The organism is Streptomyces sp. NPDC057010, assembly GCF_042673805.1.
In the GTDB taxonomy this organism is placed as follows: domain Bacteria; phylum Actinomycetota; class Actinomycetes; order Streptomycetales; family Streptomycetaceae; genus Streptomyces.
Genome location: NZ_JBHUSC010000084.1, coordinates 1 through 17,654, shown reverse-complemented (window position 1 = coordinate 17,654; position 17,654 = coordinate 1). Strand labels below are relative to the sequence as shown.

The 17,654-nt window shown below is 70.4% G+C and carries 10 protein-coding genes, 1 tRNA gene and 1 rRNA gene; 11 read left to right on the top strand and 1 reads right to left on the bottom strand.

The genetic code is table 11. The features are described 5' to 3' along the window. The 3 genes from rrf to ACFTXQ_RS34875 form a co-directional block, all read left to right on the top strand. Positions 1 to 93: ribosomal RNA gene (rrf, locus tag ACFTXQ_RS34885) — 5S ribosomal RNA — on the top strand; the annotation flags it as partial. A gap of 5 nt (positions 94 to 98) precedes the next feature. Next, positions 99 to 174 (top strand) — tRNA-Thr (locus tag ACFTXQ_RS34880). Positions 175 to 270: 96 nt separating this feature from the next. Further along, a complete protein-coding gene (locus ACFTXQ_RS34875) occupies positions 271 to 903 on the top strand; it encodes a hypothetical protein (protein WP_382649165.1) in 633 nt (210 codons plus the stop codon). Between the two features lie 34 nt (positions 904 to 937). On the opposite strand, the gene ACFTXQ_RS34870 is transcribed toward ACFTXQ_RS34875, so the two are convergent. Then, a complete protein-coding gene (locus ACFTXQ_RS34870; protein ID WP_382649163.1) occupies positions 938 to 3,520 on the bottom strand; it encodes a SpoIIE family protein phosphatase in 2,583 nt (860 codons plus the stop codon). A gap of 168 nt (positions 3,521 to 3,688) precedes the next feature. Here ACFTXQ_RS34870 and ACFTXQ_RS34865 point away from each other — a divergent pair, with 168 nt between their 5' ends. The 8 genes from ACFTXQ_RS34865 (at position 3,689) to ACFTXQ_RS34830 (ending at position 17,514) form a co-directional block, all read left to right on the top strand. Beyond that, positions 3,689 to 9,193, top strand: a complete 5,505-nt coding sequence (locus tag ACFTXQ_RS34865) for a HAMP domain-containing protein (RefSeq protein WP_382649160.1) — start codon at positions 3,689 to 3,691, stop codon at positions 9,191 to 9,193. 244 nt (positions 9,194 to 9,437) lie between these two features. Further along, entirely contained in the window at positions 9,438 to 10,118 is a 681-nt protein-coding gene (locus ACFTXQ_RS34860) for a two-component system response regulator (protein ID WP_382649157.1), read from the top strand. A gap of 144 nt (positions 10,119 to 10,262) precedes the next feature. Then, on the top strand, positions 10,263 to 13,037 hold the full coding sequence (locus ACFTXQ_RS34855; protein WP_382649155.1) for a DNA translocase FtsK: 2,775 nt from the start codon (positions 10,263 to 10,265) through the stop codon (positions 13,035 to 13,037). A gap of 230 nt (positions 13,038 to 13,267) precedes the next feature. Further along, a complete protein-coding gene (locus ACFTXQ_RS34850) occupies positions 13,268 to 14,164 on the top strand; it encodes a helix-turn-helix domain-containing protein (protein ID WP_382649152.1) in 897 nt (298 codons plus the stop codon). A gap of 137 nt (positions 14,165 to 14,301) precedes the next feature. Continuing rightward, on the top strand, positions 14,302 to 15,807 hold the full coding sequence (rimO, locus tag ACFTXQ_RS34845) for a 30S ribosomal protein S12 methylthiotransferase RimO (RefSeq protein WP_382649150.1): 1,506 nt from the start codon (positions 14,302 to 14,304) through the stop codon (positions 15,805 to 15,807). Then, entirely contained in the window at positions 15,804 to 16,460 is a 657-nt protein-coding gene (gene pgsA / locus ACFTXQ_RS34840; RefSeq protein WP_382649147.1) for a CDP-diacylglycerol--glycerol-3-phosphate 3-phosphatidyltransferase, read from the top strand. The genes rimO and pgsA overlap by 4 nt, the downstream gene beginning before the upstream one ends. Before the next feature lie 24 nt (positions 16,461 to 16,484). Next, a complete protein-coding gene (locus tag ACFTXQ_RS34835; protein WP_382649144.1) occupies positions 16,485 to 17,024 on the top strand; it encodes a CinA family protein in 540 nt (179 codons plus the stop codon). Between the two features lie 109 nt (positions 17,025 to 17,133). Beyond that, the gene (locus ACFTXQ_RS34830; RefSeq protein ID WP_030012484.1) at positions 17,134 to 17,514 is read left to right on the top strand and encodes a helix-turn-helix domain-containing protein; all 381 of its coding nucleotides are present in this window, start codon (positions 17,134 to 17,136) and stop codon (positions 17,512 to 17,514) included. Positions 17,515 to 17,654: the final 140 nt, after the last annotated feature.

The following is a 17,654-nucleotide window of genomic DNA, read 5'->3' as shown; positions in this document are numbered from 1 at the left end:
ACGCCCGGTTACATTCCGAACCCGGAAGCTAAGCCTTTCAGCGCCGATGGTACTGCAGGGGGGACCCTGTGGGAGAGTAGGACGCCGCCGAACAACCCGCCCTTTTAGCTCAGTCGGTAGAGCGTCTCCATGGTAAGGAGAAGGTCAACGGTTCGATTCCGTTAAAGGGCTCCAACAAAGAAGGCCCCCGCCATTAGGCGGGGGCCTTTGTGCGTTTTAGGATCTTGCTCGGCGCGACGTCTGACGTCATGGGGAATGGGGAAACAGTCGATGCAGCAGCTGACGCAGGCCGAGGCTGAATTCGAGAGTGCGTGGAACAACGAGCGGTACACGCAGGTGGAGCTGCCGCCGGTCGACGTGAACCGGGTGGTGGCCGAGCACTATGACGCCGAGGAGCCGCCGGCCTTCACCAGGGCGATGATCTGGGACATGGAGGTGCGGAAGGCCGGCAACCCCGGTGCCTTCATCCCGTACGTGGTCAAGGAAGGCACCGCTGCTGCCTGGGTGCCGGGTCAGGAGGGCGGAGAGCTCGGGGACGAGTTCGTGCGGCAGTCGCAGCAGCGGCTGTGGCTCGAGCCCTCGGAGTACGGGCTGGTGCTCGAGGAGGTCTCGCTGAACCACGAGCGGCAGCTCGTCACCTTCATCGGCCGGGCCGAGTTCCCCGACACCCAGGGCAACACCCTGATCGCCGACACCGGGCAGCCGCTCTTCCATGTGCAGCACGGGGTCGCCGGCACGGACGAGCGGCCCACCAACACCTGGCGGATCGTCGTGCTCACCGATGGCGTGGACGAGCGGATCGAGAAGGTGTTCGCCGCCATGGCGGATGAAGTGTGGCTCCCGGGATTCCTCGAGAACTACGTGCGCGACGTACTCGGCATCGTGCTCACCCGCCGCCCGTAGCAGGCCGCCTCCCGCACCGGTGACCGCCCGGCGGTCAGTCGCCCTCGCGCTGGTGCGGTACCCGGAAGGCGAGGATGGCCATGTCGTCCGAGGCGGGTTCCGCCGCGAAGCGTTCCACGGCGCGCAGGACGCGGGAGGCGACCGCGCCGGCGGTGAGGCCTGTGCACGTCGTGAGCACCTCGGTCAGGCCGTCGTCGCCGAGCATGCGGGTGCCCTCGCGGCGTTCGGTCACGCCGTCCGTGACGCACAGCAGGACATCGCCGGGTTCGAGGGTCAGCGTCTGCTCGTAGAGCTCCAGGTCCTCGAGCACGCCGAGCAGGGGCTGGGGTTCCGCGGCCGGGGTGACCTCGCCGTTCGGGCGCAGGCGGAGCGGGAGCGGGTGGCCGGCGCAGACGACCTTCATCAGGGCGCCGCCGTCGGGCTGGGGGTGGAGCTCCCCGTAGAGGAGGGTCAGGAAGCGGCTGCGGGCGCCCTCGTCGAGGATGGCCGCGTTCAGACGCTCCAGGACCGCCGGGCCGCCGAGGCCCTCGCGGGCCAGGAGGCGCAGTGCGTGCCGGGCGAGACCGGTGACCGCGGCGGCTTCCGGACCCGTACCGCAGACGTCGCCGATGGCGAAGCCGTACGCGCCGTCGCGGATCGGGAAGACGTCGTAGAAGTCACCGCCCACCTCGTTGCCCTCGCCGGCCGCCCGGTAGATGACCTCGACCTCCATGCCCGGGATCGCGGGGGAGCCGGGCGGTAGCAGGCTGCGCTGGAGGGAGCGGCTGATCGCGGTGCGCTCCGAGTAGAGGCGGGCGTTGTCGAGGGCGAGGGCGGCCCGGCGCGAGAGGTCCTCGGCGAGTTCGAGGATCTCCTGGCGGAAGTGCTCCTCGCTCGGCTTGCCCAGGACGAGCAGGCCGATCACGCGGTTGCGGGCCAGCAGGGGCAGGACGACGGTCTCGCCGCCGACCGCGAGGGCGGTCTCCGGCCAGGGGCGGGCGCCCGCCTCGCGGACCGGTTCGGGCGGGCTGACTCGGGAGAGGAGGGCCTTGAGACCGTCGATACGCTCCTCGTCCTCGTGGAGGACGTAGGAGAGGTACGGGTCGGAGGCCTGGTCGGCGATCGTGTACACGGCGCACCACGTGGCCAGGGTGGGGACGGTCATCTGGGCCATGAGGGCCAGGGTCTGGTCCCGGTCGAGGGTGCCGGCCAGCAGGTCGGAGGCCTCGACGAGGAAGGAGAGGGAGCCGCGGCGCAGGCGTTCCAGCTCGCCGAGGCGGGCGGACTCGACGGCGAGGGCGATGCGGTCGGCGGCGAACTGGAGGCGCAGGGCCTCCGCGTTCGAGTAGCGGCCGGGCACCTCCGCGGCGACGCCGAGGGAGCCGGTGAGCCGGCCCTCGACCTTGAGCGGGACGGTGACCGCGGAGCGCATGCCGGTGGACTCCAGGAGCGGAACGGCTCCGGGAACGGCGGTGAGGTCGTCGTGGACGGCGGGCATGCGGGCCGAGCCGTACCGGTTGGTGCCGGCCTCGACCGGTACGCGGGCGAAGCGCTGGCGGGTGGACGGCAGGCCGGTGGTGGCGCGGACCTCCAGCTCGGTCTCGTCGTCGGTGGCCAGCAGCAGGAAGGCGGAGTCGGCGTCGAGGAGGTCGCGGGCCCGTTCGACGGTGCGCTGGAGCAGGCCGTCGAGGTCATCGGGCGCCGGGGAGCCGATGAAGACCTCGAAGGGGTCCGGGCGGGATTCGGTCAGGTGGGCGCTGTCGGTCGTGGGGATGCGTACGGGGCTTTGGAGCAGGGCGCGCTCGTCGTCGTGGACGAGGAGACAGACGATGGAGGGCTCCCCGTGGGCATCGCGTACCCGCAGGTGCGAGGCGTAAACGGGGATCACCCGGCCGTCCGCGCCGCGGATGCCGTAGCTGCCCTCCCAGCGGGACAGGCGCAGGGCCTCGGCGATGCCGGTCCCGGTGCCGGGGGTCTGCGGCCAGGCTGCCAGCTCGGCGAGCGGGCGGCCGATGACCTTCTCGGCGGTGTAGCCGAAGACGTGCTCGGCGTCCTCGTTCCAGGCGGAGATCGCGTCGGCCGAGTCGATCTGGAGGACGGCGACGCGGACCCGGCTGTCGGCGAGGGGGAGCATCTGGTCGGGCACGACGGGGCCCGCGGAGCGGGTACCGACCGGACGGTCCGGGAGGTCGAGGCGGAACCACACGTGCTTGTGTGTGGCCGTGTACTCGACGCCCCAGCGGGTGGCGAGGGCCGCGCAGAGCATCAGGCCGCGGCCGCTCTCGCGGTCGGGGTCGGCGTACGGGCGCTCGCCGGGGTGCTGGAGCGGGAGCTCGCGCTCCGGGTACCGGTCGGCGACCTCGACCCGTACGCCGTCCTCGGCGCGCAGGCACAGGACCTCGGCGCGGGTTCCGGCGTGGACCACGGCATTGGTGACGAGCTCGCTGGTCAGGACCACCGCGTCGTCGACGATGTCCGCGAAGCCCCAGCCCTGCAGGGTGTCGCGGACGAACGCGCGGGCGGCGGCGACCGAACGCCCGAGGGGGTCGAAACTGGCAGCCGCCCGTGCCGTGATCACGAGTCTCCTTCGACGCGGTTGGACATCGGGTGCCAGGTTACTTACCTTCGCGGTCGGCATGGTGCCGTCGTCCGGGAATCCACCCGCAGGGTACGGCGGGTATGCGATGGTGCCGAAGTGTTATGGCCGGGTTCGGCCAGGGTGAAACACTGGGCAGGCTTGTAGAGCCGGCTTGAGAAGAGTCAGGTGTCCGGTGGAACAGCGGTCGACCCTTTCGGGAGGGACACGGTGGAGTCTGGCGCAGCGGTGCGGCGTACGGGAACGCGCCCCAAGGGCGGACGGTCCCGGCGCGGCGGCACGACGGAGGTCGATACCGCGGCACTGAACAGGCTGCTCACGGCCCTGGTGTCGATGCGGGACGGCAATTTCCGCAAGCGGCTGACGGTGTCCGGCGAGGGCGTGATGGCGGAGATCGCCGCCGTCTACAACGAGGTCGCCGACCGCAACCTCCACCTGACCGGGGAGCTGTCCCGGGTCCGGCGGATGGTGGGCCGTGAGGGCAAGCTGAGCGAACGGCTGGAAACGGGTGCCTGCGAGGGTTCCTGGGCGGCCGCGATCGACGCCTCGAACCAGCTCGTGGACGACCTCGCCCGGCCGGTGTCCGAGGTGGGCCGGGTACTGTCGGCGGTGGCCGAGGGTGATCTGGACCAGCGGATGGACCTGCGGACGCAGGCGCCCGACGGGGTCGGGCATCCGCTGCGCGGGGAGTTCCTGAAGGTCGGGCGTACGGTCAACAACCTGGTCGACCAGCTGTCCGCGTTCACCGACGAGGTGACGCGCGTGGCGCTGGAAGTGGGCACCGAGGGCAAACTCGGCGGTCAGGCCCAGGTGCGCGGAATGTCCGGTTCCTGGAAGGATCTGACCGACTCCGTCAACACGATGGCGTACCGGCTCACCGCTCAGGTGCGTGATATCGCTCTCGTGACGACCGCGGTCGCGAAGGGCGATCTGTCCCGCAAGGTCACGGTGCACGTGGCCGGCGAGATGCTCCAGCTGAAGAACACCGTGAACACCATGGTGGACCAGCTGTCCTCCTTCTCCTCCGAGGTGACCCGCGTGGCCCGCGAGGTGGGTACGGAGGGTGAGCTGGGCGGCCAGGCGAAGGTGCCCGGGGTCGCGGGTGTGTGGAAGGACCTGACCGATTCCGTCAACACCATGGCCGGCAACCTGACGGCCCAGGTGCGCGGGATCGCGCAGGTCACGACGGCCGTCGCGAACGGTGACCTGTCGCAGAAGGTACGGGTGAGCGCGCGCGGCGAGGTCGCGCAGCTGGCCGAAACGATCAACCAGATGACCGAAACCCTGCGGACCTTCGCGGACGAGGTCACGCGTGTGGCCAGCGAGGTGGGCGCCAAGGGCCTGCTGGGCGGTCAGGCGCAGGTGCCGGGGGCCGCGGGTACGTGGAAGGACCTCACCGATTCGGTGAACACGGTCTTCCGCAACCTCACGACGCAGGTGCGGGACATCGCGCAGGTGACGACGGCGGTGGCCAACGGCGACCTGTCGCAGAAGGTCACCGTCGATGTGGCCGGCGAGATGCTGGAGCTGAAGAACACCGTCAACACGATGGTGGACCAGCTCCAGTCCTTCGGTGCGGAAGTGACGCGAGTGGCCCGTGAGGTCGGCGTCGAGGGTGAGCTGGGCGGTCAGGCGCAGGTTCCCGGGGCCGCGGGTACGTGGAAGGACCTCACCGATTCGGTGAACACGGCCTTCCGCAACCTCACCGGCCAGGTCCGCAACATCGCGCAGGTGACGACGGCCGTCGCGAACGGCGACCTGTCGCAGAAGGTCACCGTGGACGTCTCCGGCGAGATGCTCCAGCTGAAGAACACCGTCAACACGATGGTGGACCAGCTGTCCTCCTTCGCCGACCAGGTCACGCGGATGGCGCGGGACGTGGGCACGGAGGGCCGGCTCGGCGGTCAGGCGCGGGTGGAGGGGGTGTCCGGCACCTGGAAGGAGCTGACCGACTCGGTCAACTTCATGGCCGGCAACCTGACCTCCCAGGTGCGGCAGATCGCGCAGGTGACCACGGCGGTGGCGCGCGGTGACCTCTCCCAGAAGATCGACGTGGACGCGCGCGGCGAGATCCTGGAGCTGAAGAACACCATCAACACGATGGTCGACCAGCTCTCCGCCTTCGCGGAGCAGGTGACCCGGGTGGCCCGGGACGTGGGTACGGAGGGCCGGCTCGGCGGTCAGGCGCAGGTGCCCGGGGTGGCCGGCGTCTGGCGTGACCTCACGGACTCCGTGAACGGCATGGCCGGGAACCTGACCTCGCAGGTGCGCAACATCGCCCAGGTCGCGACGGCGGTGGCGCGCGGTGACCTCTCGCAGAAGATCGACGTGGACGCGCGCGGCGAGATCCTGGAGCTGAAGAACACCCTCAACACGATGGTCGACCAGCTGTCGAACTTCGCGGAGCAGGTCACGCGGGTGGCCCGCGAGGTGGGCACCGAGGGCATCCTGGGCGGCCAGGCGGAGGTCAAGGGCGTCTCGGGCACCTGGAAGGACCTCACCCAGTCCGTCAACTTCATGGCGAACAACCTGACGTCCCAGGTGCGCAACATCGCCGAGGTGACGACGGCGGTCGCGACGGGCGACCTGTCGAAGAAGATCACGGTCGACGCGAAGGGCGAGATCCTCGAACTCGTCACCACCGTGAACACGATGGTCGACCAGCTGTCCTCCTTCGCCGAGCAGGTGACCCGGGTGGCCCGCGAGGTGGGTTCCGAGGGCATCCTGGGCGGCCAGGCCCGGGTGCGCGGGGTCACCGGCATCTGGAAGGACCTCACCGACAACGTCAACCTGATGGCGAACAACCTGACCTCGCAGGTGCGCAACATCTCCCAGGTCTCCTCGGCGGTCGCCAACGGCGACCTGACGAAGAAGGTCACCGTCGAGGCGCGCGGCGAGGTCGCGCAGCTCGCCGACACCGTCAACACGATGGTGAAGACGCTGTCCTCGTTCGCCGACGAGGTCACGCGCGTGGCCCGCGAGGTGGGTACCGAGGGCCGCCTCGGAGGCCAGGCGCACGTGCCCGGTGTCTCGGGGACCTGGAAGGACCTCACCGACTCGGTGAACTTCATGGCCTCCAACCTCACCGGCCAGGTGCGGCAGATCGCCATGGTCACGACCGCCATCGCCAAGGGCGACATGACCAAGAAGATCGACATCGACGCCCGGGGCGAGATCCTGGAGCTGAAGACGACCATCAACACGATGGTCGACCAGCTGTCGTCCTTCGCGGACCAGGTGACCCGGGTGGCCCGCGAGGTGGGTACGGAGGGCATCCTGGGCGGCCAGGCCCGCGTCCGGGACGTCGACGGCACCTGGCGGGACCTGACCGAGTCCGTGAACGAGATGGCCGGCAACCTCACCCGGCAGGTGCGCGCGATCGCGGCCGTGGCCACCGCGGTGACCCGCGGCGACCTGAGCCTGAAGGTCGACGTGGACGCGGCGGGCGAGATCCAGGTCCTCCAGGACAACATCAACACGATGATCGTCAACCTGCGCGACACCACCCTGGCCAACAAGGAACAGGACTGGCTCAAGGGCAACCTCGCCCGGATCTCCGCCCTGATGCAGGGTCGCCGCGAACTCGACGACGTGGCCTCGCTGATCATGAGCGAGCTGACCCCGGTGGTCTCGGCGCAGCACGGCGCGTTCTTCCTGGCGCTGCCGGCCGGCGGCACCACCGAGATCGGAACGGACGGCGGCGCGGAGGGCTCGTACGAGCTGCGGATGCGCGGGAGTTACGCGTACGCCGGCGGCCAGATGCCCACCTCCTTCCGGCCGGGGGAGGGGCTGATCGGGACCGTGGCGGAGGAGAAGCGGACGATCCTGGTCGAGAACACTCCGCCCGGCTACCTGAAGATCTCCTCGGGGCTCGGCGAGGCGCCGCCGGCGCACGTGATCGTGCTGCCGGTGCTCTTCGAGGGGAAGGTGCTCGGCGTCATCGAGCTGGCGTCCTTCACCCCGTTCACGCAGATCCAGAAGGACTTCCTCAGCCAGATCGCCGAGATGATCGGCACGAGCGTCAACACCATCAGCGTCAACTCCAAGACGGAGATGCTGCTGAAGCAGTCGCAGGAGATGACCGAGCAGCTGCGCGAGCGCTCCGACGAGCTGGAGAACCGGCAGAAGGCCCTCCAGGCCGCCAACGCGGAGCTGGAGGAGAAGGCCGAGCTGCTGGCCCGTCAGAACCGGGACATCGAGGTGAAGAACACCGAGATCGAGGAGGCCCGGCAGGTCCTGGAGGAGCGTGCCGAGCAGCTCGCGGTCTCGATGCGCTACAAGTCCGAGTTCCTGGCGAACATGTCGCACGAGCTGCGGACCCCGCTCAACTCCCTGCTGATCCTGGCCAAGCTGCTCGCCGACAACGCGGACGAGAACCTGTCGCCGAAGCAGGTCGAGTTCGCCGAGACCATCCACGGGGCGGGCTCGGACCTGCTCCAGCTGATCAACGACATCCTCGACCTGTCGAAGGTCGAGGCCGGGAAGATGGACGTCTCGCCGACCCGGATCGCGCTGGTCCAGCTCGTGGACTACGTCGAGGCGACCTTCCGGCCGCTGACCGCGGAGAAGGGGCTCGACTTCTCGGTACGGGTCTCCCCGGAGCTGCCGGCCACCCTGCACACCGATGAGCAGCGGCTCCTGCAGGTGCTGCGCAACCTGCTGTCGAACGCGGTGAAGTTCACCGACACCGGGGCCGTGGAACTGGTGATCCGGCCGGCCGGGTCCGATGTGCCGACGGCGATCCGGGAGCAGTTGCTGGAGGCCGGCTCGCTGCGGGAGGCCGATGCGGACCTGATCGCCTTCTCGGTGACCGACACCGGGATCGGGATCGCGGCGAGCAAGATGCTGGTGATCTTCGAGGCGTTCAAGCAGGCGGACGGCACGACCAGCCGCAAGTACGGCGGTACGGGTCTGGGGCTGTCCATCAGCCGGGAGATCGCCCGGCTGCTGGGCGGGGAGATCCACGCGGCCAGCGAGCCCGGCCGCGGCTCCACCTTCACGCTGTACCTGCCGCTGCACCCGAGCGAGCTGCCCCCGCAGGGGTACGCGCCGCCGACGCCCGGCGGCGGCCGCAGCGAGCTGTACCGCAGGGCGGCGGACGGGATGCGGCCGGCGCTGCCGGAGGCCCCGGTGGCGCCCGTGCCGCCGGCACTGCCGCCGTCCGCGGCGGCGGTGCGCAGCGCCGAGCCGGCCGGGCAGGGGGCGTCCTCGGCGCTGTTCCGGCGGCGCCGCAAGGCCCTGACGGAACCCGCGCCGCGGCTGGAGGTGCCCGGCCAGCCGCACGCCGACACGTGGGGCGTGGAGGAGCCGCTGCCGGCCGGGCCGCGGACGTACGACTTCCACGGCGAGCGGGTGCTGATCGTGGACGACGACGTGCGCAACGTCTTCGCGCTGACGAGCGTGCTGGAGCAGCACGGGCTTGCGGTGCTCTACGCCGAGAACGGGCGGGAGGGCATCGAGGTCCTGGAACAGCACGACGACGTGGCGGTGGTGCTGATGGACATCATGATGCCGGAGATGGACGGGTACGCCACGACCGAGGCGATCCGGCGGATGCCGCAGTTCGAGGGGCTGCCGATCATCGCGCTGACGGCCAAGGCGATGAAGGGCGACCGGGAGAAGGCGATCGAGTCCGGTGCGTCGGACTACGTGACCAAGCCCGTGGAACCCGATTACCTACTGTCGGTCATGGAAGGGCATATGCGGGGCAAGTGAGCTCCGGAGAGGTGTGACCGGGCGGCGCAGAGGGAACCTTTGGGAACCTTCTGCTCTTCCACCACGTTTCTGCTTCGTGCACAGTGACATCTTGGTGACAGGGTGTGGCGATCTCGGGACTGGGGCTACGATGACCGGCACAAGGACGGACGGCGCAAGGATGCCGTCCTCTGGGGCGGGGCCCGGCGTACAGGCCGGAGCCAGGAGCCGGGGAGGCCCCATGCCGGGGCGAGGAGGACAGGGCATGGTGCAGAAGGCCAAGATCCTCCTGGTCGACGACCGGCCGGAGAATCTGCTGGCGCTGGAGGCCATCCTCTCCGCGCTCGATCAGACACTGGTCCGGGCGTCGTCGGGGGAGGAAGCGCTCAAGGCGCTGCTGACGGACGATTTCGCGGTCATCCTGCTGGATGTGCAGATGCCGGGCATGGACGGGTTCGAGACGGCCGCGCACATCAAGCGGCGGGAGCGGACCAGGGACATCCCGATCATCTTCCTCACCGCGATCAACCACGGTCCGCACCACACCTTCCGCGGCTACGCGGCGGGCGCGGTGGACTACATCTCCAAGCCCTTCGACCCGTGGGTGCTGCGGGCCAAGGTCTCGGTCTTCGTCGAGCTGTATACGAAGAACTGCCAGCTGCGGGAGCAGGCGGCCCTGCTGCGGCTCCAGCTGGAGGGCGGCGGTACGAACGGCGTGGACGGCAGCAAGGAGACGGCCGGGCTGCTGGCCGAGCTGTCCGCCCGGCTCGCGGCGGTGGAGGAACAGGCCGAGGCGCTGACCAAGCAGCTCGGCGAGGAATCCGCCGACGCGGCGGTGGTGGCGACGGCGGCCCATCTGGAACGCAAGCTGACCGGCCTGCGGCGGGCGCTCGACGCGCTGGAGCCGGGTGCCGGCGGCGCCGCCGTGCTGCCCGCGCAGGGCTGAACCCCTCCGCTGCCGCCGGGTCACGCCGCCTGGCGGGGTGTCAGGTCTGGCGGGGCGTCAAAGACGGTGCGCGGTGGGCGACACGAACGGGTGAAGGGGTGGGCACGCGTGTCCACCGGGGTGGTCACCGGTAACCTCGGCACCATGGCCTCACGTACGTCCGGCAAGGGTTCCCAGAGCACCGCGGGCACCGCGAAGGGCCGCACCGGCCGTACGGCGGCGCCGGCCAAGAAGGCGGCTCCCGCACGCAAGCCCCCGGCGAAGAAGGCCGCGGCCGCCAAGCGCGCCCCGGTCAAGAAGGTCGCGGCCAAGCCCGCGCCGTCCCCGACGGGGGGCGTGGTGCGGCTGGTGCGCGCCGTGTGGCTCGGCTGCGCGCACGCGGTCGGCGCGGTCTTCCGCGGGATCGGCCGGGGCGCCAAGAACCTCGACCCCGCACACCGCAAGGACGGCGTGGCGCTGCTGCTGCTCGCCCTCGCGCTGATCGTCGCCGCGGGAACCTGGTCGAATCTGAGCGGTCCCGTCGGGACTCTGGTCACCATGCTGGTCACCGGCGCCTTCGGGCGACTGGATCTGCTCGTGCCGATCCTGCTCGGCGTCATGGCGGTGCGCTTCATCCGCCACCCCGAGCAGACCGACGCCAACGGCCGCATCGGCATCGGGCTGTCCGCCCTCGTCATCGGGGTGCTGGGCCTGGTCCACATCGCCTGCGGGGCGCCCGGCCGGGACGAGGGCACCACCGCGATGCAGAACGCGGGCGGGCTCATCGGCTGGGGCGCCTCCAAGCCGCTGATCTTCACGATGGGCGCGCCGCTGGCCGTGCCCATGCTGGTGCTGCTGACGGTCTTCGGGCTGCTCGTGGTCACCGCGACCCCGGTCAACGCGATCCCGCAGCGGCTGCGGCGGCTCGGCATCAAGCTCGGGATCATCGCCCCGAACGAGTACGACGAGGGATACGGGCAGGACGGGGCGGGAGCCGCGGGGGACCGGCACGACCCCGAGCGGTGGCGGGCCCGTACCGCAGCAGGCACGGGCCCGGACGACCCGGCGGACGCCGCCGAGGAGGAGGCCCTCGCCCGGCGGCGCAGGCCGCGCCGGTCCGCCGCCCGCCCGGGCATGGACCGCGAGATGGACGCCGTCGACGTGGCCGCGGCGGTCGCCGCCTCGCTGGACGGGGCGGTCTACGGGGGACTGCCGCCCTCGCCCCTCGTCGCCGACCTCACCCAGGGCATCGGTGTCGGGCGGGAGGGCGTGGAGATCACCGCTCCCGTGCCGCCCGCCCGCGAGGAGCGCCCCGCGGCGGCGGCCGGTCCCGCGGACCCGGCCGAGCCCCCGCACGCCACCACCGCCGCGGCCTCCGGGACGCTGTCGGTGCCCGATCTGACGAAGGCCCCGCCGGAGGCCCAGCCGCTGCCGCCCCGCGCCGAGCAGCTCCAGCTGCGCGGGGACATCACGTACTCCCTGCCTTCGCTGGACCTGCTGGAGAAGGGCGGGCCGGGCAAGACGCGCAGCGCCGCGAACGACGCGGTGGTCGCTTCGCTGCGCAACGTGTTCACCGAGTTCAAGGTCGACGCGGACGTCACCGGTTTCACCCGGGGTCCGACGGTCACCCGGTACGAGGTCACGCTGGGCGCGGCGGTCAAGGTCGAGCGGATCACCGCGCTGACCAAGAACATCGCCTACGCGGTGGCCTCGCCGGACGTGCGGATCATCAGTCCGATCCCGGGCAAGTCGGCGGTCGGCATCGAGATCCCGAACACCGACCGCGAGATGGTGAACCTCGGGGACGTGCTCCGGCTGGCGGACGCGGCCGAGGACGACCATCCGATGCTGGTCGCGCTGGGCAAGGACGTCGAGGGCGGCTACGTCATGGCCAACCTCGCGAAGATGCCGCACGTGCTGGTGGCCGGTGCCACCGGTTCCGGCAAGTCCTCCTGCATCAACTGCCTGATCACCTCGATCATGGTCCGGGCCACTCCGGAGGACGTGCGGATGGTGCTGGTGGACCCCAAGCGGGTGGAGCTGACGGCGTACGAGGGCATCCCGCACCTGATCACGCCGATCATCACCAACCCCAAGCGGGCCGCCGAGGCCCTCCAGTGGGTCGTGCGCGAGATGGACCTGCGCTACGACGACCTGGCGGCCTTCGGCTACCGGCACATCGACGACTTCAACCAGGCGATCCGCGACGGCAGGATCAAACTGCCGCCGGGCAGCGAGCGCGAGCTCAGCCCGTACCCGTACCTGCTGGTGATCGTCGACGAGCTGGCCGACCTGATGATGGTGGCCCCGCGCGACGTCGAGGACTCCATCGTCCGCATCACCCAGCTGGCCCGCGCGGCCGGCATCCACCTCGTGCTCGCCACCCAGCGGCCCTCGGTGGACGTGGTCACCGGCCTGATCAAGGCGAACGTGCCCTCGCGGCTCGCGTTCGCCACCTCCTCGCTCGCCGACAGCCGGGTCATCCTCGACCAGCCGGGCGCCGAGAAGCTCATCGGCAAGGGCGACGGGCTGTTCCTGCCGATGGGCGCGAACAAGCCCGTCCGCCTCCAGGGCGCCTTCGTCACCGAGGACGAGATCGCCGGGATCGTCCAGCACTGCAAGGACCAGATGGCGCCCGTCTTCCGGGACGACGTCACCGTCGGGCAGAAGCAGAAGAAGGAGATCGACGAGGACATCGGCGACGACCTGGACCTGCTGTGCCAGGCGGCGGAGCTGGTGGTCTCCACGCAGTTCGGCTCCACCTCGATGCTCCAGCGCAAGCTGCGGGTGGGTTTCGCCAAGGCCGGCCGGCTCATGGACCTCATGGAGTCACGGGGGATCGTGGGGCCCAGCGAGGGCTCGAAGGCCCGCGACGTCCTGCTGAAGGCGGACGACCTGGACGGGGTGCTGGCCGTCATCCGGGGGGAGGCCCACCCGTGACGTGTTCGCGGCGATTTTCCGGGCAACCGTTTCCCCTCGGCCCGCGTCCAGTTGAAGAAAGGTGGCGACACCGCGCACGGCATCGCGCACGGCGCCGGGCCGCCGCACCGGAGCGACCTCCCTTAGCCATTCGGATGGCGTAGGAAGTGCACCCTCCGGTTGCTCCACCCTTTCGTCACCCCCCTAGACTGGACATCCAGCAGGTGGCTACACGCTCGAAAGGCGCCCACGTGTCCATCGGCAACTCCAACTCCCCCGAAGAAGAGCGGCCTTCGACCGACGACCGGTCCGAGGACCGGCTCGTCGAACGTACCGTCGAAGGACCGTCCATCGGGACGGCCCTCAAGAAGGCCCGGATCGCCGCCGGGCTCACCGTCGACGAGGTCAGTTCCACCACCCGCGTGCGCATCCCGATCGTGCACGCGATCGAAGAGGACGACTTCACGCGGTGCGGCGGCGACGTCTACGCCCGCGGTCACATCCGTACGCTCGCCCGCGCCGTCGACCTCGACCCGGTACCCCTGGTCGAGGCCTACGACGCGGCCCACGGCGGCCGGCCGGCACCCACCCCCGCCGCGCCGATGTTCGATGCCGAGCGCATCCGCCCCGAGCGGCAGCGGCCCAACTGGACCGCCGCCATGGTCGCCGCCATCGTCGCCGTGATCGGCTTCGTGGGCTTCACCGCCTTCAGCGGCGGCGACGACAACGACAAGCGGCCCGTGGCGGAAGGTTCCGCCGCCCCGAAGCCCGCCCCCAAGCAGTCCGGCGGGAAGCCGGCCGCCCAGCCCCAGCAGACCCCGCCGGCGCCGAAGCCGGAGCCCACGGACAGTGCCATCGCGGCAGCACCCAAGGACCTCGTCACGGTGGTCCTGACGGCCGACACCGGAGAGAGCTGGATCTCCGCGAAGGACCACAGCGGCCGGCTGCTCTTCGACGGCACCCTGTTCCAGGGCGAGTCCAAGACCTTCACCGACAAGGAGTCCGTCGACCTCGTGCTCGGCGACGCCGGCGCCGTGAAGCTCTTCGTGAACGGCAAGGAGATCAAGGACGACTTCCAGCCGGGTCAGGTGGAACGTCTCACCTACACCAGGGAAGACCCCCTCCAGAACCAGCCCCAGGCGGGCTGAGGCGGGGCCGCCCTAGGGCGGAAGGCTTGAATCCGGATCCCCGGTGCGCCGCGCGGCATCTGCCGCCGGCCCCGGGGATCTTGCTGTGGGGGGACTTGGGGCGGGGGCCGGCGCCGGGACGAAGTAGTCTTGAGTCCATGCCCGAACGCCGTACCGTCGCCCTTGTCACTCTTGGCTGCGCCCGTAACGAGGTGGACTCGGAGGAGCTCGCAGGCCGCTTGGCGGCGGATGGCTGGGAGCTCGTCGAGGACGCCGCCGATGCGGACGTAGCCGTCGTCAACACCTGTGGCTTCGTCGAAGCCGCCAAGAAGGACTCCGTAGACGCCCTGCTGGAAGCCAATGATCTGAAGGATCACGGCAAGACCCAGGCCGTCGTCGCCGTCGGCTGTATGGCCGAGCGCTACGGCAAGGAACTCGCCGAAGCGCTCCCCGAGGCCGACGGAGTCCTCGGTTTCGACGACTACGCCGACATCTCCAACCGCCTCCAGACCATCCTCAGCGGCGGCAGCGTGGAGGCCCACACCCCGCGCGACCGGCGCAAGCTGCTGCCGATCAGCCCGGCCGAGCGGCAGACCGCCGAGGTGGCCCTGCCCGGCCACGCCCAGACCGCCGCCGAGGAGCCTGCCGAGGCCCCCGCCGACCTGCCGGACGGGCTCGCGCCCGCTTCCGGGCCGCGCGCGCCCCTGCGCCGCCGCCTCGACAAGAGCCCGGTGGCCTCGGTCAAGCTGGCCTCCGGCTGCGACCGGCGCTGCTCCTTCTGTGCCATCCCGTCCTTCCGCGGCTCCTTCATCTCCCGCCGCCCGAGCGACGTGCTGGGCGAGACCCGCTGGCTCGCCGAGCAGGGCGTCAAGGAGATCATGCTGGTCTCCGAGAACAACACCTCGTACGGCAAGGACCTCGGCGACATCCGCCTGCTGGAGACCCTGCTGCCCGAGCTGGCGGCGGTGGACGGCATCGAGCGCGTCCGCGTCAGCTACCTCCAGCCCGCCGAGATGCGGCCCGGTCTGATCGACGTACTGACCTCGACCCCCAAGGTCGTCCCGTACTTCGACCTGTCCTTCCAGCACTCGGCCCCCGACGTGCTGCGCGCCATGCGCCGCTTCGGTGACACCGACCGGTTCCTGGAGCTGCTGGACACCATCCGGAGCAAGGCCCCGCAGGCCGGTGTCCGGTCCAACTTCATCGTCGGCTTCCCCGGCGAGAAGGAATCGGACTTCGCCGAGCTGGAGCGCTTCCTCACGAACGCGCGCCTCGACGCCATCGGCGTCTTCGGCTACTCCGACGAGGACGGCACCGAGGCCGCCGGCTACGAGGACAAGCTCGACGAGGACACCATCGCCGAGCGCCTCGCCCACATGCAGCGGCTCGCCGAGGAGCTCACCTCGCAGCGCGCGGAGGAGCGGATCGGGGAGACCCTGGAGGTACTCGTCGAGACGGTCGTCCCGCTGGACGAGGCGGAGGACGGCGAGGGCGCCTACGGGCGCGCCGCCCACCAGGCCCCCGAGACCGACGGACAGGTCGTCTTCACCGACGGCACGGGGCTCGTCCCCGGGCGTATCGTCACGGCCAAGGTGGTCGGCTCCCTGGGTGTGGACCTGGTGGCCGAGCCCCTGGGCATGGACCTTGAGGAGGCGGCCGGATGACCGGAGTCCCGGCATCTGCGGCGGGCGGGACCGGCCGCCGGCCCGCGCCCGGCGCGAAGCTGGGAGCCGCGGCCGTCAATCAGGCCAGCCTGTGGAACATCGCCAACATCCTGACGATGATCCGGCTCGTCCTGGTGCCGGGATTCGTCTTCCTGCTGCTCGCCCAGGGCGGCTACGACCCGGCCTGGCGGGCGTGGGCCTGGGCGGCCTTCGCCGTCGCCATGATCACGGACATCTTCGACGGGCACCTGGCCCGGACGTACAACCTGGTCACGGACTTCGGCAAGATCGCCGACCCCATCGCCGACAAGGCGATCATGGGCTCCGCCCTGATCTGCCTCTCCTGGCTGGGGGACCTGCCCTGGTGGGTGACCGGGGTGATCCTCGGGCGGGAGCTCGGGATCACGCTCCTGCGCTTCTGGGTGATCCGGTACGGAGTGATTCCGGCCAGCCGCGGCGGCAAGATGAAGACCCTGGCGCAGGGCACCGCCGTGGGCATGTACGTGCTCGCGCTCACCGGCCCGCTGGCGACCTTGCGCTTCTGGGTGATGGCGCTCGCCGTCGTGCTGACCGTGCTCACCGGTTTGGACTACATCCGGCAGGCAGTCGTACTGCGCCGCAAGGGCCTCGCGGCCGAGCGGGCCGCGACGTGACATACGCGGCGGGGGATTCTTCGGGTGTCTGAAGGTGAAGCGGGGGCAGCGGAAGCCGCGGGGGCGGCCGAAGCCGTGCTGCGGCTGCTCGCGGAGAGTGACCAGACCCTCGCCGTCGCGGAATCCCTGACCGGCGGCATGGTGGCCGCCGAGCTCACGGCCGTACCGGGGGCGTCCCGGTCCTTCCGCGGCTCGGTCACCGCGTACGCGACAGAGCTCAAGCACCGGGTCCTGGGGGTGGACGCCGGCCTCCTCGCGGCCGAAGGCGCGGTGAACGCGCAGGTCGCGCAGGAGATGGCGGCCGGGGTGCGGAGGGTGATGGGCGCCACCTGGGGCATCGCGACCACCGGAGTGGCCGGTCCGGACCCGCAGGACGGGCAGCCGGTGGGCACCGTTTTCGTCGCCGTGGCGGGGCCGGGGGGCAGGAAAGCGGCCCGGCTGCGGTTGAACGGCTCCCGTGCGGAAATCCGTAGGGAGAGTGCACGGACAGTGCTCGAACTGCTCTCGAGCGAACTCCGCGAGAATCTGCGGGGGCAGGATACGGAACAGAACGGGGGGATTTGATGTTTACAGCCCTGAGTGAACACGACATCGCTCCCCGCACGGCCGCGGCGCGAGGCGGTACGGTGGGGCGTGAAGGATGCGGCTACACGGTCAGAGGAGGGAGCCACCGATGATTCTGCTCCGTCGCCTGCTGGGTGACGTGCTGCGTCGGCAGCGCCAGCGCCAGGGCCGTACTCTGCGCGAAGTCTCCTCGTCGGCTCGAGTTTCGCTCGGCTATCTCTCCGAGGTGGAGCGGGGGCAGAAGGAGGCATCCTCCGAGCTGCTCTCCGCGATCTGCGACGCGTTGGACGTACGGATGTCCGAGCTGATGCGCGAAGTCAGCGATGAACTGTCGCTGGCCGAGCTGGCACAGTCGGCCGCGGCAAGCGAACCGGTGAGCGTACCGGTACGCCCGATGCTCAATTCGGTCTCCATGGCTTCGGTCACGGGCGGGCCGGAGCGGGTGACCATCAAGGCGCCTGCGGAAGCGGTGAATGTCGTAGCCGCGTGAGCGAGCACGTGAGTGCGTGAGTGTGGCCGGAGCCCCGGCCGGTGCGTGGAGCACTCTGTCCGGGAGCTTGGAGCATTTTCTGAGAGGATACAGACGGTCGAGCAGTTTTTTTGTTTCCCTTGCTGCCTGTACATTCGGAT